This window comes from Pasteurellaceae bacterium RH1A (assembly GCA_012221805.1).
GTDB lineage: Bacteria > Pseudomonadota > Gammaproteobacteria > Enterobacterales > Pasteurellaceae > RH1A.
The window spans coordinates 1,543,606-1,560,402 of the sequence record CP015195.1; the positions used below are offsets into that span (position 1 = coordinate 1,543,606).

13 protein-coding genes and 2 pseudogenes are annotated in these 16,797 nt (G+C 47.9%); 10 read left to right on the top strand and 5 right to left on the bottom strand.

The window, feature by feature from the left end; all coding sequences use genetic code 11:
* Positions 1 to 42: 42 nt before the first annotated feature.
* Both A4G20_07225 and A4G20_07230 read right to left on the bottom strand, forming a co-directional pair.
* Positions 43 to 542 (bottom strand): annotated as a pseudogene (locus tag A4G20_07225) (hypothetical protein).
* On the bottom strand, positions 527 to 1,636 hold the full coding sequence (locus A4G20_07230) for a Zn peptidase (protein QIW16878.1): 1,110 nt from the start codon (positions 1,634 to 1,636) through the stop codon (positions 527 to 529). The pseudogene A4G20_07225 and the gene A4G20_07230 overlap by 16 nt, the downstream one beginning before the upstream one ends.
* Before the next feature lie 249 nt (positions 1,637 to 1,885).
* Here A4G20_07230 and A4G20_07235 point away from each other — a divergent pair, with 249 nt between their 5' ends.
* The 7 genes and pseudogenes from A4G20_07235 to A4G20_07265 all read left to right on the top strand — a co-directional run bounded on the left by A4G20_07235 (position 1,886) and on the right by A4G20_07265 (position 7,315).
* Positions 1,886 to 3,199, top strand: a complete 1,314-nt coding sequence (locus A4G20_07235) for a sodium:proton antiporter (protein ID QIW16137.1) — start codon at positions 1,886 to 1,888, stop codon at positions 3,197 to 3,199.
* Positions 3,200 to 3,305: 106 nt separating this feature from the next.
* Complete coding sequence (locus A4G20_07240) at positions 3,306 to 3,575, top strand: 30S ribosomal protein S15 (protein QIW16138.1); 270 nt, start codon at positions 3,306 to 3,308, stop codon at positions 3,573 to 3,575.
* Positions 3,576 to 3,645: 70 nt separating this feature from the next.
* Positions 3,646 to 4,242, top strand: coding sequence for a LemA family protein (locus tag A4G20_07245; GenBank protein ID QIW16139.1), 597 nt, complete (start codon positions 3,646 to 3,648; stop codon positions 4,240 to 4,242).
* 175 nt (positions 4,243 to 4,417) lie between these two features.
* Positions 4,418 to 4,864, top strand: a complete 447-nt coding sequence (locus A4G20_07250; GenBank protein ID QIW16140.1) for a hypothetical protein — start codon at positions 4,418 to 4,420, stop codon at positions 4,862 to 4,864.
* Positions 4,861 to 5,622 (top strand): methanol dehydrogenase, encoded by a 762-nt coding sequence (locus A4G20_07255; protein ID QIW16141.1) that lies wholly within the window; start codon positions 4,861 to 4,863, stop codon positions 5,620 to 5,622. Before A4G20_07250 ends, A4G20_07255 begins: the two co-directional genes overlap by 4 nt.
* A 206-nt stretch (positions 5,623 to 5,828) precedes the next feature.
* Complete coding sequence (locus A4G20_07260) at positions 5,829 to 6,293, top strand: hypothetical protein (GenBank protein ID QIW16142.1); 465 nt, start codon at positions 5,829 to 5,831, stop codon at positions 6,291 to 6,293.
* Between the two features lie 411 nt (positions 6,294 to 6,704).
* Positions 6,705 to 7,315 (top strand): annotated as a pseudogene (locus A4G20_07265) (transposase).
* 155 nt (positions 7,316 to 7,470) lie between these two features.
* On the opposite strand, the gene A4G20_07270 reads toward A4G20_07265, so the two are convergent.
* From A4G20_07270 to A4G20_07280, 3 genes are read right to left on the bottom strand one after another with little or no spacing between them, the layout of a single operon-like run.
* A complete protein-coding gene (locus A4G20_07270; GenBank protein ID QIW16143.1) occupies positions 7,471 to 8,496 on the bottom strand; it encodes a hypothetical protein in 1,026 nt (341 codons plus the stop codon).
* Positions 8,497 to 8,540: 44 nt separating this feature from the next.
* Positions 8,541 to 8,888, bottom strand: coding sequence for a growth inhibitor PemK (locus tag A4G20_07275; GenBank protein ID QIW16144.1), 348 nt, complete (start codon positions 8,886 to 8,888; stop codon positions 8,541 to 8,543).
* Positions 8,885 to 9,127, bottom strand: a complete 243-nt coding sequence (locus tag A4G20_07280; GenBank protein QIW16145.1) for a hypothetical protein — start codon at positions 9,125 to 9,127, stop codon at positions 8,885 to 8,887. Before A4G20_07280 ends, A4G20_07275 begins: the two co-directional genes overlap by 4 nt.
* A 214-nt stretch (positions 9,128 to 9,341) precedes the next feature.
* Here A4G20_07280 and A4G20_07285 point away from each other — a divergent pair, with 214 nt between their 5' ends.
* The 3 genes from A4G20_07285 to A4G20_07295 are packed head-to-tail and all read left to right on the top strand — an operon-like array spanning position 9,342 to position 16,756.
* On the top strand, positions 9,342 to 11,060 hold the full coding sequence (locus A4G20_07285; protein ID QIW16146.1) for a hypothetical protein: 1,719 nt from the start codon (positions 9,342 to 9,344) through the stop codon (positions 11,058 to 11,060).
* Between the two features lie 9 nt (positions 11,061 to 11,069).
* Positions 11,070 to 15,017: a tubulin-binding protein gene (locus A4G20_07290; protein ID QIW16147.1), complete on the top strand. Its 3,948-nt coding sequence runs from the start codon at positions 11,070 to 11,072 to the stop codon at positions 15,015 to 15,017.
* Positions 15,017 to 16,756, top strand: a complete 1,740-nt coding sequence (locus tag A4G20_07295; protein ID QIW16148.1) for a thiol reductant ABC exporter subunit CydD — start codon at positions 15,017 to 15,019, stop codon at positions 16,754 to 16,756. The genes A4G20_07290 and A4G20_07295 overlap by 1 nt, the downstream gene beginning before the upstream one ends.
* The last annotated feature ends 41 nt before the right edge of the window (positions 16,757 to 16,797 follow it).

Sequence of the window (16,797 nt, forward strand, 5' to 3'; positions counted from 1 at the left end):
AAGTAGTCAGAGGAGAGCAAAGAAAAACCGCCGTGGAGGCGGTTAAGGTTTAGGAATAAAGCCCTGGTCGGCAAAACGCTCTAAAAACTCAAAGAGCGTCACTACCTTGATATTGTGATCTTGAGCGACATTGGGAATCATAATACGTTTTTTCGCAGCAGGATTAAAGTTTCGTGTGTAATGATGGTAAAGTTATGTTCAAGGGCGTGTGCTAATAGCCAGGCATCGGCATTCTCTTGTTTAGCAAAGTCATCTTTGGCAATTTGTTGGACATTTAGCCCTTGTGCATAGTTCATTAGTGTGGCGTAACTTACTGCCGATTGGTACTGATCTTCAAAAAAGGTATCCGCTTGTGCATTCACCCAATTTGCCAAGTCATCGTTTTGTCGTAGCATTTCTTGCTTCACAGCTTGAATGCTAAATATAATGCCTTTTTGGTGCATTGTGGAGAGAAAATCCCAAAAAGCTTGGCAAAAGCTGAATTGATAATAGAGATTTTTGGCGGTAATAAAAATATTGGCATCAATTAGGAAGCGTTCCATAATTCCTTCCTTTTATGACGATAGTAGCCCACTACAGTATCAGCATGAACATTGAGTAGTTTTCCAGCTTCTCTTAATGGCAAATTCAAGCTCATTGCTTGATTAACTACAGCATCGGTGAAGCGGTGGCTATTTTTTACAGGGAACATATTGTAGAAGTGTCCACCTGTATTGGTTTCTTGAGGAGCCGCTTTGAGTTGTTTTCTTGCCTGTTCAATTGCCTCCTGTGGCAATAAATTAAGTTGAACAGCTTTTACCACCGTTGCAAGTTGGCTTACTTTGAAATAATTTGCTACATATTCAGCATGATTCTCATCGCTCTCTGCCCATTTGGCTAAAAATAGGGCTTCTGGCATCAGAAATTCAGCAGCAACCTTATTGCAAAAGGCCTCGACCGCTCTATCTTGATTCCAAGAAGATACGCCATTTTGCCCAATCCAAATATGTGCTACTTCGTGCAATAAGGTGAACAGTTGTGCAGATGGATGATCAGCATTATTAATAAAAATTGCTGGGACAAGATTATCAATGAGTGCAAAACCACGAAACTCTTCCACATTCAATTTACGCTTATTGTTGTTGCCCACTACACCATTTTTAAAAATCAGAATGCCGATTTTTTCAAAACGTGCAGAGAGTTTACGGTAGTAGTTTTCACGAGAAGTGTTTGGCAAATCACGCTCAATAAAAAAATCGATCGTTTTTGCAATATCTTGGGCAACATCAATGTAATTGGGCGTAGTGGAATAGGGGAATTTATTAACAAATTCGCGCGGGGTATCATCGCCATTTTCAAGTAAAAATTCTTTATACCAATCCACTTTACGTTCGATATCTTTGAGTACATCGATAAAATCTTTGCTTAGCGGTTCTGCACCAACAGTTTGACGCAAATCAGGAATTTGGGGATTATTGATAACAGGTGGCTGGGAAAGAAACAGATAACCAAAGGGAATATTTGCTAATCTCGCTAATTTTTCAGCAATGCTTTTATTCACCACGCCAGCTAAAAATTGCTCAACTTTTTTCGGAGCAAGCAACTCTGCCAAGCCTTGAGGCTCGGTATTTTCACGTTCTGCAATCCAGCCAATCATAGCTGGGGAGATTTGAAATTCTGTTGCTCTTCCCATAATTCTTGCATTTTAAAGTAAATTTTTATTTTTGGTCAATAAAAATCAGACCTTAGCCTTGATACTCCTTAGATTTACTGATAAGCCCAGCATTTCTCAAACCACAATTTTACCTAAAAGAGGGTAATTCCCTATCTTTCGCTTTACTTATGGGGCTGAAATTGGTTTAATTTAGGCTTCTTAACTTCCCCCTAAACAAGCTAAAGGTTCTCTATGAGTATTTACGCTTACCTCTGCTTTTTGGCAGCTTTAGCCATCTTGCTGGGCTTTTTCACCAGTAAAATCAATGATAAAGTTCAATCCACCATTGCCATTACTGCCGCCGCCATGATTGGTTCCATGCTTTTAATGATTTTAGGCTGGCTGGGCTGGTTTAATATTGACACCGTTGCTAAGGATGTGATGGAACAAATTGATTTTAAGAGCTTCCTCCTCAACGGTATTCTAGGCTTCCTGCTCTTTGCGGGCTCCCTGGGCATTAAGCTGCCTATTCTGAAAGACCAAAAATGGGAAATCTCCATTTTCGCCCTTTTTTCTACCTTCTGCTCAACCCTCTTAATCGGCCTTCTGATTTATGGCTTTGCCCACCTGATTGGCCTGCCCATTGATTTAATCTATTGTATTGTGTTTGGGGCCCTTATCTCGCCAACCGACCCCATTGCCGTGCTGGCCATTATCAAGAACCTACGGGCCCCCCGCCGCCTTTCCATGCAGGTAGAGGGCGAATCCCTCTTTAACGATGGCGTGGGCTTGGTGATTTTTGTGACCGTTTTTGCCGTGGCCTTTGGTGGCCAAGAAGCCACCTTTGGCGGTGTAATCAGCCTCTTCTTGCATGAGGCCATTGGCGGGATTTTGCTGGGCTTTGTCTTTGGTTTTATCGCCCATATCCTAATTTCCAATACCGATGACGGGAGTATGGAAATCCTCCTGACCCTGACCATTCCAACCGCTGGCTTTATGCTGGCCAACAACTATTTGCACGTTTCAGGCGCTTTAGCCATGGTGGTATCAGGCATCATGATCGGCAATTGGACTCGGCATTCAGGCTTCTCCGAGCAAAGCCAGCGTTATTTGGATCACTTTTGGGAAATGATTGACCACTTTCTCAACTCCCTGCTCTTCTTCCTGATTGGTTTTGCTATTTTGCTGATCGACTTTAATATCTACGGCATTATTTTAATGATTATCGCCGTCCCTGTTTGCCTGGCTGGCCGCTATATCAGCCTTTGGATGCCTTATAAGCTCCTGCAACAGTTCCGTACCTACAACCCCTACACCCTCAAAATTATGACCTGGGGTGGTTTGCGGGGCGGCCTAGCCCTGGCCATGGCCCTGTCAATTCCGGCCAAAACGGCTTATATTGGCGATACGGGCATGGATGTGCGGGATCTGATTTTGATCATGACCTACTCTGTGGTGATGTTCTCTATTTTGGTGCAAGGCACCACCATTGAAAAGAGCATCCAAAAGGCCAAAACGGTCGATCCTAACAAAGAAGAATATTTAACCCCCTCAAACAAGCATTAAACCTTGACTTGGCCCGTATTTTGTATAGAATGCGGGCTTCTCGTGTCGTAGCTGAATTAGAGATCGGCTATTGATGAATATTAACCTATCCTTTTAGGAGTAAAAAATGTCTCTAAGCACAGAAAAAAAAGCAGCTATCGTTGCTGATTTCGGCCGTGATGCCAAAGATACTGGTTCATCAGAAGTTCAAATCGCATTATTAACTGCACAAATCAACCACCTTCAAGCCCACTTTGCGGTGCACAAGAAAGACCACCATGGTCGTCGTGGTTTATTGCGTATGGTTTCTCGTCGTCGTAAACTTTTAGATTACCTAAAACGTACAAACCTAGCACTTTATTCTGAAACAATTGCACGTTTAGGTTTACGTCGCTAATTTCAAGTAAATGTATGATAAGCGGGCTTAGGTCCGCTTATTTTTTATCTATCCATAAGAGGAAAAGCAAATGAAAAAGTGGTGTGTCATCTTACTCGTCGCCATTCTAGGGATTGGCGGCTTAGGTTATGTGGTACTCAAAGACAGTTATAACGACTTGGTTAAGGCCGAAGAAGACATCAATTCGGTTTGGGCCAATGTGGAATCGGCCTACCAACGCCGGGCGGATTTAATCCCAAACCTAGTTAATACCGTTAAGGGCCAGGCTAACTTCGAGCAAGAAACCCTGACTTCTGTAATCGAAGCCCGTGCCAAGGCCACAGCCGTAACCATTGACCCAAGCACAGCAACCGAAGAACAAATGGCCAAGTTCCAAGAAGCTCAACAGGGTGTAAACTCTGCCCTATCCCGCCTCTTGGTGAGTGTGGAAAAATACCCTGAACTCAAGGCTCACGAAGGCTTCCTCAACCTCCAGGCCCAAATTGAAGGCACGGAAAACCGTATCAATGTTGAGCGTAATAACTTCAACAATGCGGTCAAGGGCTATAACACCCAAGTTCGCCAAATGCCAACCAAGTTTGTGGCCATGATCTTTGGCTTCCAAACCAAGCCACAGTTTAAGGCTGAAGCTGGGTCTGAAAAGGCACCAGTGGTGAATTTTAACTAGCCTTATGCCATCATGATAGCGCCAGCCTCCAGGCTGGTGCCTTAATCGTCAAGCATAATCAGCACCAGCCCGGAGGCTGGCGCTATCATTCATAAGTTTAATAACACCTTACAAGCGGTCACTTTTTTGCAAAAATCTGCAAAAATCCTACCGCTTGTCAGCCAAGGCAAAGACTATGGGACTACTCTCTTTTCTTCAAAAAAAATTGCCGATTGACACAACCCAAATCGAACAGGCCATTGCCAAATTGGAGCAGGCCAGCTCTGCCGAATTGCGGGTGGTAGTTGAGCGTAAAAGCAAAACTGATCAGGCCATGGAGCGGGCCACGGAAGTCTTCAACGCACTCAAGATGTATGAAACGGCCGATCGCAATGCCGTGCTGATTTATTTGTCCTTCAAGCCCCACCACCTGGCCATTATTGGCGATAAGGGCATCCATCAAAAGGTCGCCCCCGATTTCTGGCAAAAAATCTATGATGCCATGAAGCAGGACTGCCAGGCAGCATGTTTTACCCAGGCCATCTGCCGAGGGATTGAGGCCGTGCAAGTAGAACTGGCCCATCATTTTCCTCGCAAGGAAAATGACCAAAACGAATTACCAAATGAGGTGATAATCAAATGATCAAACGTGCTTATCTCTTCTTCTTTGCCCTCGTTTTAAGCCTAAATACCTGGGCCAATAACTACCCCAGTGTGCCCAATCCTTTTCGCTATGTGTCAGACTACACTCAGACCTTAAGCCCTAACGAATGGCAAACCCTGGAAAATGCCCTGCAAGGCTACAGCCAAAAGACCAGCTCCCAAATTGCCGTGGTCATCATTCCCTCCACCAACGGGGAAGAGATTGCCATGTACGGAGCCAATTTAGGCGAAAAATGGGGCATTGGCCGCAGCAAGCTCAATAATGGCGTGCTTTTGCTGGTGGCCAAAAACGACCGGGCAGTCAATATTTCCACTGGCCGAGGACTAGAGGCCGTCCTGCCTGATGCCATTGCCTCCAGCATTATCCGCAACGACATTCTGCCCTATTTCAGACAGGAACTTTACGCCCAGGGCATTGCCAAAGGCCTGTCCTCCATTATTGCCGCCACCCAGGGCGAATATGAGGCCCTGCCAGCAGCAGCCCATGAAGAAGAAAGCCCCTTTGAAGGCTTTGAAATCTTCCTGATTTTAGCGGTGATTATTTTCTTTATTTTCGCTCCAAGAGGCTCAAAAACCTACATCAGCCCAAACCAGGCAGGACAGGTAATTCGTACCATTGAAGGCATGAGCCGCAACCGCGGCAGCTTTGGCGGTGGTTTTGGTGGAGGACGCAGCGGTGGCGGCGGTGGCTTCGGCGGCGGCAGCTTTGGTGGCGGTGGCGCCAGCGGCCGTTGGTAGCCTAGGCTCAAGCTAAAAACTAGACAATCAGGAAAAAATATGGATAATCAAGCCCTTCTTGGCTTAAGCCACGAACAGCAACAAGAGGCTGTTGAACAAATTCAAGCCCTTATGCAGAAAGGTATCAGCAGTGGCGAGGCCATTGCCATGGTCGCCCAAGCCCTGCGTAAGGCCCATCAAGATAGTCAACATTAAGAGGACTTAATATGAAAAAATTTATCACAATCGCCCTGGCAGCAGCCCTAGCAAGCCCTGTTTTTGCAGCAGAACAAAAGCAGGCTCCAGAGCATCCCCCACGTTTGGTTCTATCTGTTTTTGATTTTTCAGGCAAGGTGCCGAAGGACACAAAATCCCTTAAGCTCTCACGTTCTAACAAGAACCTGCGCCTATGCTGGTACACCCTTGACACACCAGTAAAAGAAACGGCCCTAGTGATTGAGGAATTTACCTCGCCTAAAGGCGGTAAGTTTATTTCGCCCAATATGACCACCCAGTCTTCCAACAACAATACCCGCCATGTTGTGACCCGCAATAAACATAAGTCGGTCAATAGCGAATATGTGGAAACCTGCTGGACCTTTGATAAGAGAGATCCTATCGGCCAATATTCCTTGGCAGTGAAGGTGGATGATATTCACTTCCCAGCCCTGAAATTTAGCATTGAAAAGTAAGTTATATCAGACTTAATAGGCATATAGGACAAAATAGTTGGTAAAAAGTGGCTTAAAGCCTTATAGTACAAGGCTTTAAGCCCTCTTTTTGAAATATGCACAAAAAACTGTCCTTTCTGCCAACATTCCCCAATCCAGAAGTATGGCAAACAAAATAATTTACAGCGTTATAAATGTCTTAGCTGTAATAAAACATTTACGTTTAAAAATAAATTAGATCCTGAAAGAATTTGGCTTGATTATTCATCTGGAAAACAAACACAAGCACAGCTAGCAGAAAAATACTCCTGCTCTTCTCGAACTATTCGAAGATATTTAGAGAAACACCCTAAATCCTCCTTAAATAAACCTCAAAACACATACTTGAACTTAATTATTGATACAACATTCTTTCACCGGGATTTTGGTGTAATGGTGTTTGTTGATAGCTCTACAAAAAAGTAATTTATCACCAAATAGTCAAAACAGAAAAAGATATCTATTACAAGAAAGCGATGAACTGCTTAAGGGAAAGAAACTATATTATTCAATCAGTTACCTGTGATGGACGCAGAGGTCTATTAAAAGACTTATTCAATACACCAACACAGATGTGTCAGTTTCATCTTGTCGCAATCGTAATGAGGGCATTGCGAAAGAAGCACCAATCACATGCGGGAAGAGAACTAAAAAGTATTATTAAGACACTTAAAACCAGCTCTAAAAATGAATTTTATTTAAAAATATATGAATGGAAGAAAAAACATCAATCATTTTTAAATGAACGGTCAGATAAACCAAATGACAAAGGGAAATACCCTTATAAACATCGAAGTGTAAGAAGTGCTGCTGCGAGTATTAAGCGTTATTATGATTATATTTTTACCTATGAGAAACATCCTGAGTTAAATATTGAAAAGACAACAAATAGGATTGAGGGTTTATTTAAGGAGTTAAAAGACAAATTACGCCCGCACAGCGGTTTAACAAGAAAGCATAAGATCTTGTTTATACAGGATTTTTTGAATAAAAAGAGCTGGTAAAGATCCTTTAAAATAATCCTTACCAACTTTTTTGTCCTATAGAAGCATAAAGTGCAAAAAGACCAACTATTTTGTCCTATATGCCACTTAATACCACAAGCGGGCCAAGATTTGCAAGTTTTTGCAAATTCTGACCCGCTTGTCGCGTCTAGCGACTATTTGCCGGCCTTAATCTCCGCTACCCACTTCTCAATCAAGCGTTTACCCTCCTCACTGGTGCCAAACTTCTCAAAATCAAAATTCAGTAATTCCATCGCTTTAGGATCAACCGATTTAGGTGAATGAGCGGCCTTGATATTGGTTGGAATTTGGTAAACGTGGTTTTCCCGCCAAGGGATTTCCTGGGCTTCAGGGCTAAGTACCCAATCCATAAATAACTTGGCATTGTCCAAGTTTCTGGCCCCTTTCAAAATACTGGCCCCGCCCAAGGCATAGCCCAGTTGGCCTTGGGGCAATACCGCCTCAACTGGCGCACCCTTTTCTTTTTCCGTAGCATAGGCGTGGACAAAGCCGACTGTGACGGCCGTTTCGCCTCGAGCAAGATTAGAGGTCACCAGGCTGCTTTTTACATATTGGGGGATATTCACATCCAATTTTTTGAGGTAATCAAAGGCCTTTTCTTCGCCCAAGAGCTGGATGAGAGTGGCCATAATGGTGTAAGTGGTGCCTGAACTGCGAGGGTCTGGCAGTTGGACTTCGCCCTTGAGTTTCGGATCTAACAAGTCCTCCCAGGTTTGAGGCATTTGCTCAATGCCCAGGGCTTTAAGTTTTTCGGTATTAACCCCAAACCCCAGCACCAACATATAAACCACCGAGGTCAAATCCCCCTTCTTGTCCATCAAATCCTTGAAGTCAGGCAAAATGTCGGCCTGATTAGGCGAACGATAAGGCTCAAGTAAGCCCAATTCGCCGGCCTGCAAATGCGGCTCGATGGTGCCGCCATACCAAATATCAGCCTGGGGATTGTCTTTTTCAGCCTTGATCTTGCCGAAAATCGTGCCTGTGCCGGCGTGGACAAAATTAGTTTCTACCCCATATTTTTGCGAAAAGACCTTGGTCATGGTTTCACAGGTAACATTTTGCACCGTGCAATAAACCGTCAAACGCCCCTGAGCCTGGGCAGGCTGGCTAAATAAAAGGGGAGAGGCCAAACAAAGGGCCGAAAGCAGGATTTTTTTCATGGTTACTCCTAAGATTGTGTTTGCAAAATTCAAGATATTAAGCCCTATTCCGCCAAGATGGCTTCTAACCTAGCTTGTACATCATCAATAATAAAATCAGGCACACTTTCTTTACGTTTTGCCTGACGGGCCTTCCAATCAAGTGCCTTAAGTTGATGGCAATGCACCGCCCCTTGTGTATGCGTGCCAGCCCCCATCAGCGTCACCAAGGTGCCTCGGGAACGTGCCAGGCCTGCATTGCCCTGTGAAATGGGGCAAACAAAGGCTAAGCCTTGCTGATTAAAGATCTGGTTGCTCACCACCAAGGCATAATGATCGCCCTTCATTTCTTGCCCTGTGGCAGGGTCAAATTGAAGATGGATAATATCCCCACGTTTAGGTATATAGCTCATTTTTCTAACCCTACCGCTGGCATCTCATCCCAGCCCTCAACAAGGGGTAAGCCCTCCTGCATTTCAGCCATCAGGGTTTTGATGTCGTACTTTTTGGGCTTAATGGGCTTGAGCACCAGGCTATCACGGTGAATTTCGACATTAAAGTGATCATTTTCACTTAACTGAAACTGGGCTAAAACCGCCTGAGGTAAACGAACAGCCGCACTATTTCCCCATTTTTTGATTTGTAGTTGCATCTTGTTCCTCCACTAAAAAAGTAGATACATTATAGACACCTTTAGCAAGAAGGCAATATCAATCTTTGCCGGGTCTAACAAAGTATCGGAACATTTCCCCAACTTCTCCGTCTAAACAGCTGAAAACAAAAGAGAAAAACCTTGTTTAAAAAAAAACGATTTACAGGTACAATCAGAAAATTTTGAAAACCACGAAGATAAAAGGACCTTGCTTGTGAAACTTGCCTCTCATTATCTCTTAACCTTGGGCCTTCTCAGCCTTAGTGCCTATGCACACGCCTCCGTCACGCTCAAGGTGGAGGGCATCCCAAAAGGGGCGCTGCTGGATAACGTCAATATCTACCTAGACCAGCTTAAAAATGAAGTAGCAGATGGGTCTGAACGCCACCAGTATGTGGTGCAACAAGCCGTGGACAAGGGCCTGCGGGCCTTGGGCTATTACAACACCCAATACCATTTCAGCCAAAGCGGCGATGTGCTGACCCTGCAAGTTCAGCTAGATCAGCCCGTTAAAATCAATGAAACCGACATCAGCCTGACAGGTCAAGCCAGCCAGGACAGCGAGTTTGAAAAGGTGCTGAAAGAGGTGCCTAAAAAGGGAACCGTGCTTAATCACGAAACCTACGACAACTTTAAGGGCGAGATTGAAACCCTGGCCCAAAAACGGGGCTATTTTGACGGCACCTGGCTTTATAACCGTCTGGAGGTTTACCCCAAAGAGCATATTGCCGACTGGCGCTTGGCCTATGACAGTGGCACACGCTATAAGTATGGCAAGATCGCCTTTAAGGGCAGCCAAATCCGTGAGGACTACCTGCGTAATATCCTGCGTATTCACACCGATGAAGACTATTTAATGAACGATTTAAGCAAGATCACCAGCGACTACTCCTCCAGCAAGTGGTTTAGCTCGGTCTTGGTTGAACCTCATTTAAACGAGCAGGATAAAATCGTGGACTTGGATTTACTCTTTGTGCCACAAAAACGCAATTTGGTCGAGGTCGGGATTGGTTTTGCCACCGATGATGGCCCTCGCCTGCAACTTAACTGGAAAAAGCCCTGGCTCAATAACCGTGGCCATAATATTGAAAGTGCCACCTATATTTCCAAGCCTGAACAGCGTTTTGAGTTCGCCTACAATATTCCCATTAAGGAACAGCCCCTTAATTACTACTACCAATTTTCAGGCAGCCTGGAGCGGGAAGACCGTAACGACACCAAATATACGGGGATTTCTGCCGCTGCCCAACGCTTTTGGACCCACGAAACGGGCTGGTCTTTTTCAGGTGGTTTGAAAGCCCGTTACGATGCCTTCCAACAGGGCAATCAAGAAAAACAGAAGACCCTCTTGGTCTATCCAACTGCCTCCCTTAACCGCACCCGCACAGACGGCAACCGCTACCCACTTTGGGGCGACAGCCAAAAACTGACGGTGGACTATGGCACAAAATTGGTGGGATCGGATGTGGATTTCTACCGCATCAAGGCCTCCAGCGCTTGGGTACGCACCCTGGCCCAAAACCACCGTTTCTACCTGCGGGCAGAAGTGGGCTATCTTAATTCCAAAAACTTTGACCGCATCACACCTGCCCTACGCTACTTTGCCGGCGGAGATATGAGCGTGCGGGGCTTTGGCTACCGAGACATCTCGCCACGGGGCAGCGATGGCAAACTCACAGGCGGCTCCCACCTCATGACCAGTGCAGCCGAATACCAATACCAGGTTTACCCCAACTGGTGGGCAGCGGCCTTTTATGATACCGGCCTGTCCGCCCGAGATTTCAAGGGGGCCAACCTCCATTCTGGCGCAGGCCTGGGCGTACGCTGGGCCTCGCCCATTGGGGCCATCAAGCTAGATATAGCCACTCCTGTGCGTTCGCCCAATAATGAAAAGGGCATTCAGTTTTACATCGGCCTCGGCTCAGACTTATAGAAGGTGATTATGACAGAAACCACCCCAGTAACCGATCAAGAAAGCACAACGACAAGCACACCAAGGCCCACCAAAAAGAAAAGCAAACTGCGTTGGCTGGGCTATTTCTTGCTTGTGCTTTTAATTTTAACCCTCGCACCCATCATTTTCTTGGCCACAGGCTACGGCCAACGCACGGCCTTGGGCTGGGCAGACAAGTGGGTTGATGGCCTGGCCATTGGTCAAATTGAAGGCAGCCTGCAAGAGGGCTTGAGCCTGAAAAACACCCAATTTGTGACTGAGGGTGTGAATGTTAATGTGGCCGAAGCTGATTTGCATATCGGCTTTGCCTGCCTGCTGGACAAACAGGCCTGTGTAGAAAATCTAGCCCTGAAAAACCCCAAAATCATCATCGACACCAGCAAGCTGCCGCCCTCCCAAGCCAAGGAAAATTCCGAGCCTTTGGGTGAAATCAATCTGCCCATTGGGGTTGCCCTTAAAAACCTGTCTGTTGATAACCTCCAGCTTCAAGTCGATCAGATGGATCTAAGCCTGGCTCATTTCCGCTCGGGCGTGTCTGGCCAGGGTAAGCTCATTACCCTTGCCCCAACCGAAGTCCAGGGCCTGACCCTATCACTTGCTCCTAGCCAAACTGCCGAAGAAGCAGTCCAACAAGCGGCTGAAAAAGCCCAAAAACTTGCAAATCCACCCAAGCGGGAGCCGATTGACTGGGCGGCCATCAAGGCACAACTGGCCCAACCCCTCTTAAAGCCCCTGGAGCCTATCGTCCTGCCGCTTGATTTTGCTATTCCGCAATTCAGTGCCAAAGACATCAACATTGAACAGAAAACCCGTGATGAAAAGGGCGACTTGATTGCACCGACTAGCCTTGTCAAGGTTGCTTCAGCAGACTTGGTTGCCCATTCTAATGCCCAAGAAATCAAGCTGGACACCCTTGAGGTCAAGTCCGACCGAGGCAATCTGTCTGGCCAGGGTTTGCTAAATTTAAGCGGAACCTACCCGCTTGCCTTTGAGATCAAGGCTGATTCGCCTGCCTTCCCAGAGCAAAAAATCCCGGCCAGCCAGGCCGATTTAAAGCTGTCGGGGGAACTCTTTGGCAGTACTCAACTGACCCTGGCCAGCCAAGGGGCAGTCAAGGCCGACCTTAAAGGCCAGGTTCAGTTAAGCCAGCCTAAAACACCTTTTACGCTTGAGCTGACAAGCCAAGAACTGGCCTACCCTTTTATGCCTGAAAAGGGCCAAGACCGGCTGAAACTGAGCAATTTAGACCTAAATTTATCAGGCAACCTGCTTAACTACCAACTCAAGGGCGGCGTCAAGGCCGCAGGTATGGGCCTGCCGCCAAGTAGCCTAAGCATCAAGGGCCAGGGGGAAATCACCCACTTCCAAATTGAAGATCTGACCCTCAAGGCACTAGACGGCCAGGGCCAACTGGCAGGCCAAGTGGATTGGACAGACGGGGTTGAGTGGCAAAGCGAGGTAAAGCTCGACAGCCTCAACACCAAGGCCATCCTGCCAGACTGGGCTGCCACTCTGTCAGGCAAGCTAGCCACCCAAGGCTTTGCTGGCCGAGGCGATCAGGGCGAGGCCTGGTCGGTTGAGGTCGGCCAAATGGACTTAAAGGGCACACTCATGCAAAAAGCCTTGCAGCTGCAAGGCCAGCTGACCGCCAACCACCAAACCCTGCTCAATGTGCCAGGTGCCACCCTGATTTATGGGGAAAACCGCATTGGGCTGAAGGGTATCTTAGGCGATAAATCTGACTTTCAGGCCGACATCAAGGCGCCTAATTTGGCTGGCCTGGTGCCTAATCTGAAAGCCAGTGCCAACGGGCTTATCAAGCTCTCTGGCAAGGTGACTGAACCCAATTTAGATTTGGATCTCACCGCTAGCAATGTCAGCTATGATGATCTTAAGCTGCAAAACCTAACTGCCAAGGGCAAGATCACCACCCAAAAAGAAATCCTAGGCGATCTGGAAATTGGCCTCAAGCAATTTAGCCTGGGCGAGATCAAGATTGAACAGGCCAATCTGACGGCTTCAGGCGGCGAGAAAAACCACACCCTCAAGCTGACCTCCAAGGGCCAGCCTGTGGGGGCAAATTTGCAAATTTCTGGCAAATTTGACCGCTTGCAAGAGCTTTGGCAGGGCCAGCTCAGCAATGTGGCCGTCCAATCGCCAGTGGGCGAGTGGAAAAACAGCCAATCGGTTAATGTCAGCTATAACAACAAGCAGATTATGGCTGATATTTCTGCCCACTGCTGGAATAATCCGAAACTGGTCAATATCTGCTTCCCGCAGGCCTTTAAGGCAGGTGTGGAGGGCAAGGTTCCCTTTGAAATCAAGGCCTTTGATCTGGCCAACCTCAAGGACTATCTAGAAAATAACACCCAAATCAGTGGCCTGGTCTCTGCCAAGGGCGATGCGGCCTGGTTTAAGAACAAGGCTCCTGAAGTCAATGTGGAGCTAAATTCCCAGGCCATCAAGGTGGTTCAAAAGCTGGAGGGCAAGATCTTCCCGCTTAGCCTGACCCCAGTCAAAATCAAGGCCAATATGGCCAATAACGAGTTAAGGCTCAACACTGATATTCGCATTGACAACAATGGCAAGATTGACACCGATGTCCAAATTAAAGACCTGGCCCAAACCCGCCAACTTTCTGGCAATGTCAATATCGACAAGCTAGATTTGAAACTCTTGGCCCCTCTGCTCACCCCAGGCGACCGCGTCAATGGCTTCCTTAATGCCCGCCTGCGCTTGGGCGGCAATGCCACTGCCCCTCTACTCTTGGGCAACTTGAGTTTGAGCCAGCTTAGTGCCCATTCCAATATTATGCCCTTTGAGGTGATTGGCGGCGGGCTGAGTGCCGACTTCCACGGCACCAGCTCCACCCTGACCGGCAGCATCAAGACCAAGGAAAGCGAGCTGAAACTCAAGGGCAATGCCGACTGGAAACGGCTGGATGCTTGGCACACCCAAATCAGTGCCGAGGCCAACCGCTTTAGGGTAGATGTGCCTAATATGGCTAAGGTGGATGTCAGCCCCAACATTCGGGTGACGGCCACCCCTAAAGAACTGCTCTTAGAGGGCAAAATTGATATTCCATGGGCCAGAATTGAGGTGGAAGAACTGCCAGACAGCGCCGTTGCAGTCAGCAGCGATGAGGTGATTATGGACAGATCGGTCACCAAACGCACCGCCGCCCAAATTGCCCAAAGCCTGCCGCAACCTAATACCGGCATGGCCGTGCGGGGCAATGTGGAAATCAATATCGGTGATGATGTCAGACTGGCAGCCTATGGCCTTAAAACCGAGTTGGTCGGCAAGATCAACGTCCGCCAAGGCTCACGAGGCCTAGGCTTGTATGGGCAAGTGAACCTGAAAAACGGTAGCTTTGCCTCCTTCGGCCAGGATTTGGTTATCCGCAAGGGCGTGATTTACTTTGCCGGCCTGCCATCCCAGCCAAGCCTTAACATTGAGGCCATTCGTAACCCTGAAGCCATTGAAGATCCAAATGTGACCGCAGGGGTACGGGTGACTGGCTCTGCCGATTCGCCTGAGGTCAAGATCTTCTCTGAACCGGCCATGTCGCAAAATGAAGCCCTGTCCTACATTATGACAGGCCGCGGCCTAGACAGCGATGGTGCGTCCAGCAACTCCATTGCCGCCGCCCTCATTGGCCTAAGCCTGTCGAAAAGCTCCAAACTGGTGGGTGGGGTTGGTTCGGCCTTTGGTATTAACGACTTGAGCGTAACCACCGCCGGGATTGGCGATAATACCAAGGTGGTGGTCAGTGGCAGCCTTAACCCAAGATTTAGGGTAAAATATGGCGTGGGGATTTTCGCCCCGCTGACTGAATTAACCCTACGCTACCGCCTGGCTCCAAGCCTTTATTTACAATGGATGTCCAGCGTTAATCAGGCGGTGGATCTCTTCTATAGTTTTGAGTTTGACTAATGGATAAACAAAGACAAAAACACCTGCAAAAATGGCTGAGAGGCCAACAAAAAATCGTCAAAAAATGGCTCATGCTCAATGTGCTGTTGGGCAGTATCAGTGGCGGCCTGATGATTGCCCAGATGGGGCTTTTAGCCACCATCTTGCACCGTATGATCATGGAAAACCAAGGCCCCAGCCAATTTATGGGCCTGCTTGGCCTGCTCCTGGCCTGTTTTGCAGGCAGAGCGCTTCTGACCTGGCTGCGGGAACGTGCTGGCTTTAAGGCAGGCCAGACCCTGCGGCTACATCTGCGGGAGCAGGTTATCAAGAAGTTAGCCCAAGTCGGCCCTATGACCATTAACCAAAAGCCGGCCGGCTCCTGGGCCACCATTATGCTAGAACAGGTGGAAAACCTGCACAACTTCTATGCCCGCTACCTGCCACAACAGTTTCTGTCCCTGATTGTGCCGATTCTGATTCTTTGTGTCATCTTCCCGCTTAACTGGGCAGCGGGTATCATTCTCTTCGCCACCCTGCCGCTTTTGCCCCTTTTTATGGCCCTGGCAGGGATTAAGGCAGCCGAGGCCAATCAGCGTAATATCGGGGTGCTTTCCCGCCTAAGTGGCCAATTCCTAGACCGCCTCAAGGGCCTGGAAACCATCCGTCTCTTCGGCCAGGCAGAAAGCCAAACCCAGCAAATCTACCAACGCACTGAGGAATTTCGCCAAAGCACCATGGATGTGCTCAAAATGGCCTTCCTGTCCTCGGCCGTGCTGGAATTTTTCACTGCCATTTCCATTGCGGTTATGGCCGTTTATTTCGGCTTTACCTATTTGGGCGACCTGGAATTCGGCTCCTACGGCCTGCCGGTCAGCCTCTTTATCGGCTTCTTCGCCCTTATGCTGGCTCCAGAATTTTACCAGCCCCTGCGGGAACTGGGCGTTTACTACCACGACAAGGCTGCCGCCGTGGCCGCCGCTGATGCCCTAGAAACCTTCTTAAATGAAGACATCATCACCCAAAACCAGGGCTTGCAAGATTTTGACCCATCCCAACCGCTTGTGATTGAAGCCAAGGACTGTGTGATTCTCTCGCCCCAAGGCAAGGCCCTGACTCAGGCCCTTAACTTCCGCCTAACCAACCAAAAACAGGTGGCCCTGGTCGGCCAAAGCGGGGCGGGCAAGACTTCACTCATGAATATGCTTCTGGGCTTCCTGCCTTATGAAGGCAGTGTATTAGTCAATGGCGTGGAATTACGAGATCTAAATATGAAGGCCTGGCGGGCCAACTTAGCCTGGGTGGGGCAGAACCCCCAACTCATCAAGGGTAGCCTCAAGGACAATATTCTCCTGGGCAACCCAGAGGCCAGCCAAGACCAAATCGCCCAGGCCCTGGCCCTGTCTAAGGCTGATGAATTTGTCTATCGTCTAGGCCTGGATCACCAAGTGCAGGACAGCAATGCCGGCATTTCCGGCGGCCAGGCCCAGCGGATTGCTATCGCCCGTGCCCTGCTCCGCCCTTATCAACTGCTTTTACTAGACGAACCAACAGCCAGTTTAGATATGCAGTCTGAACAGGCGGTGCTGGAAGCCCTGCATAACTTAAGCGGCGGGCACACTCGGCTCATGATCACCCACCGCATTGAAGACTTGAAACAGTGCGATGAAATTTGGGTCATGAAGGAGGGGCAGATTGTCCAGCAGGGCAGGTTTGAAGGGCTGGAAAAAGAAGGATTTTTTGCGGAACTTCTAAATTAAAGCATAATAAATAAAAGCCTTGCTCATGCTTCTTTTCGGAA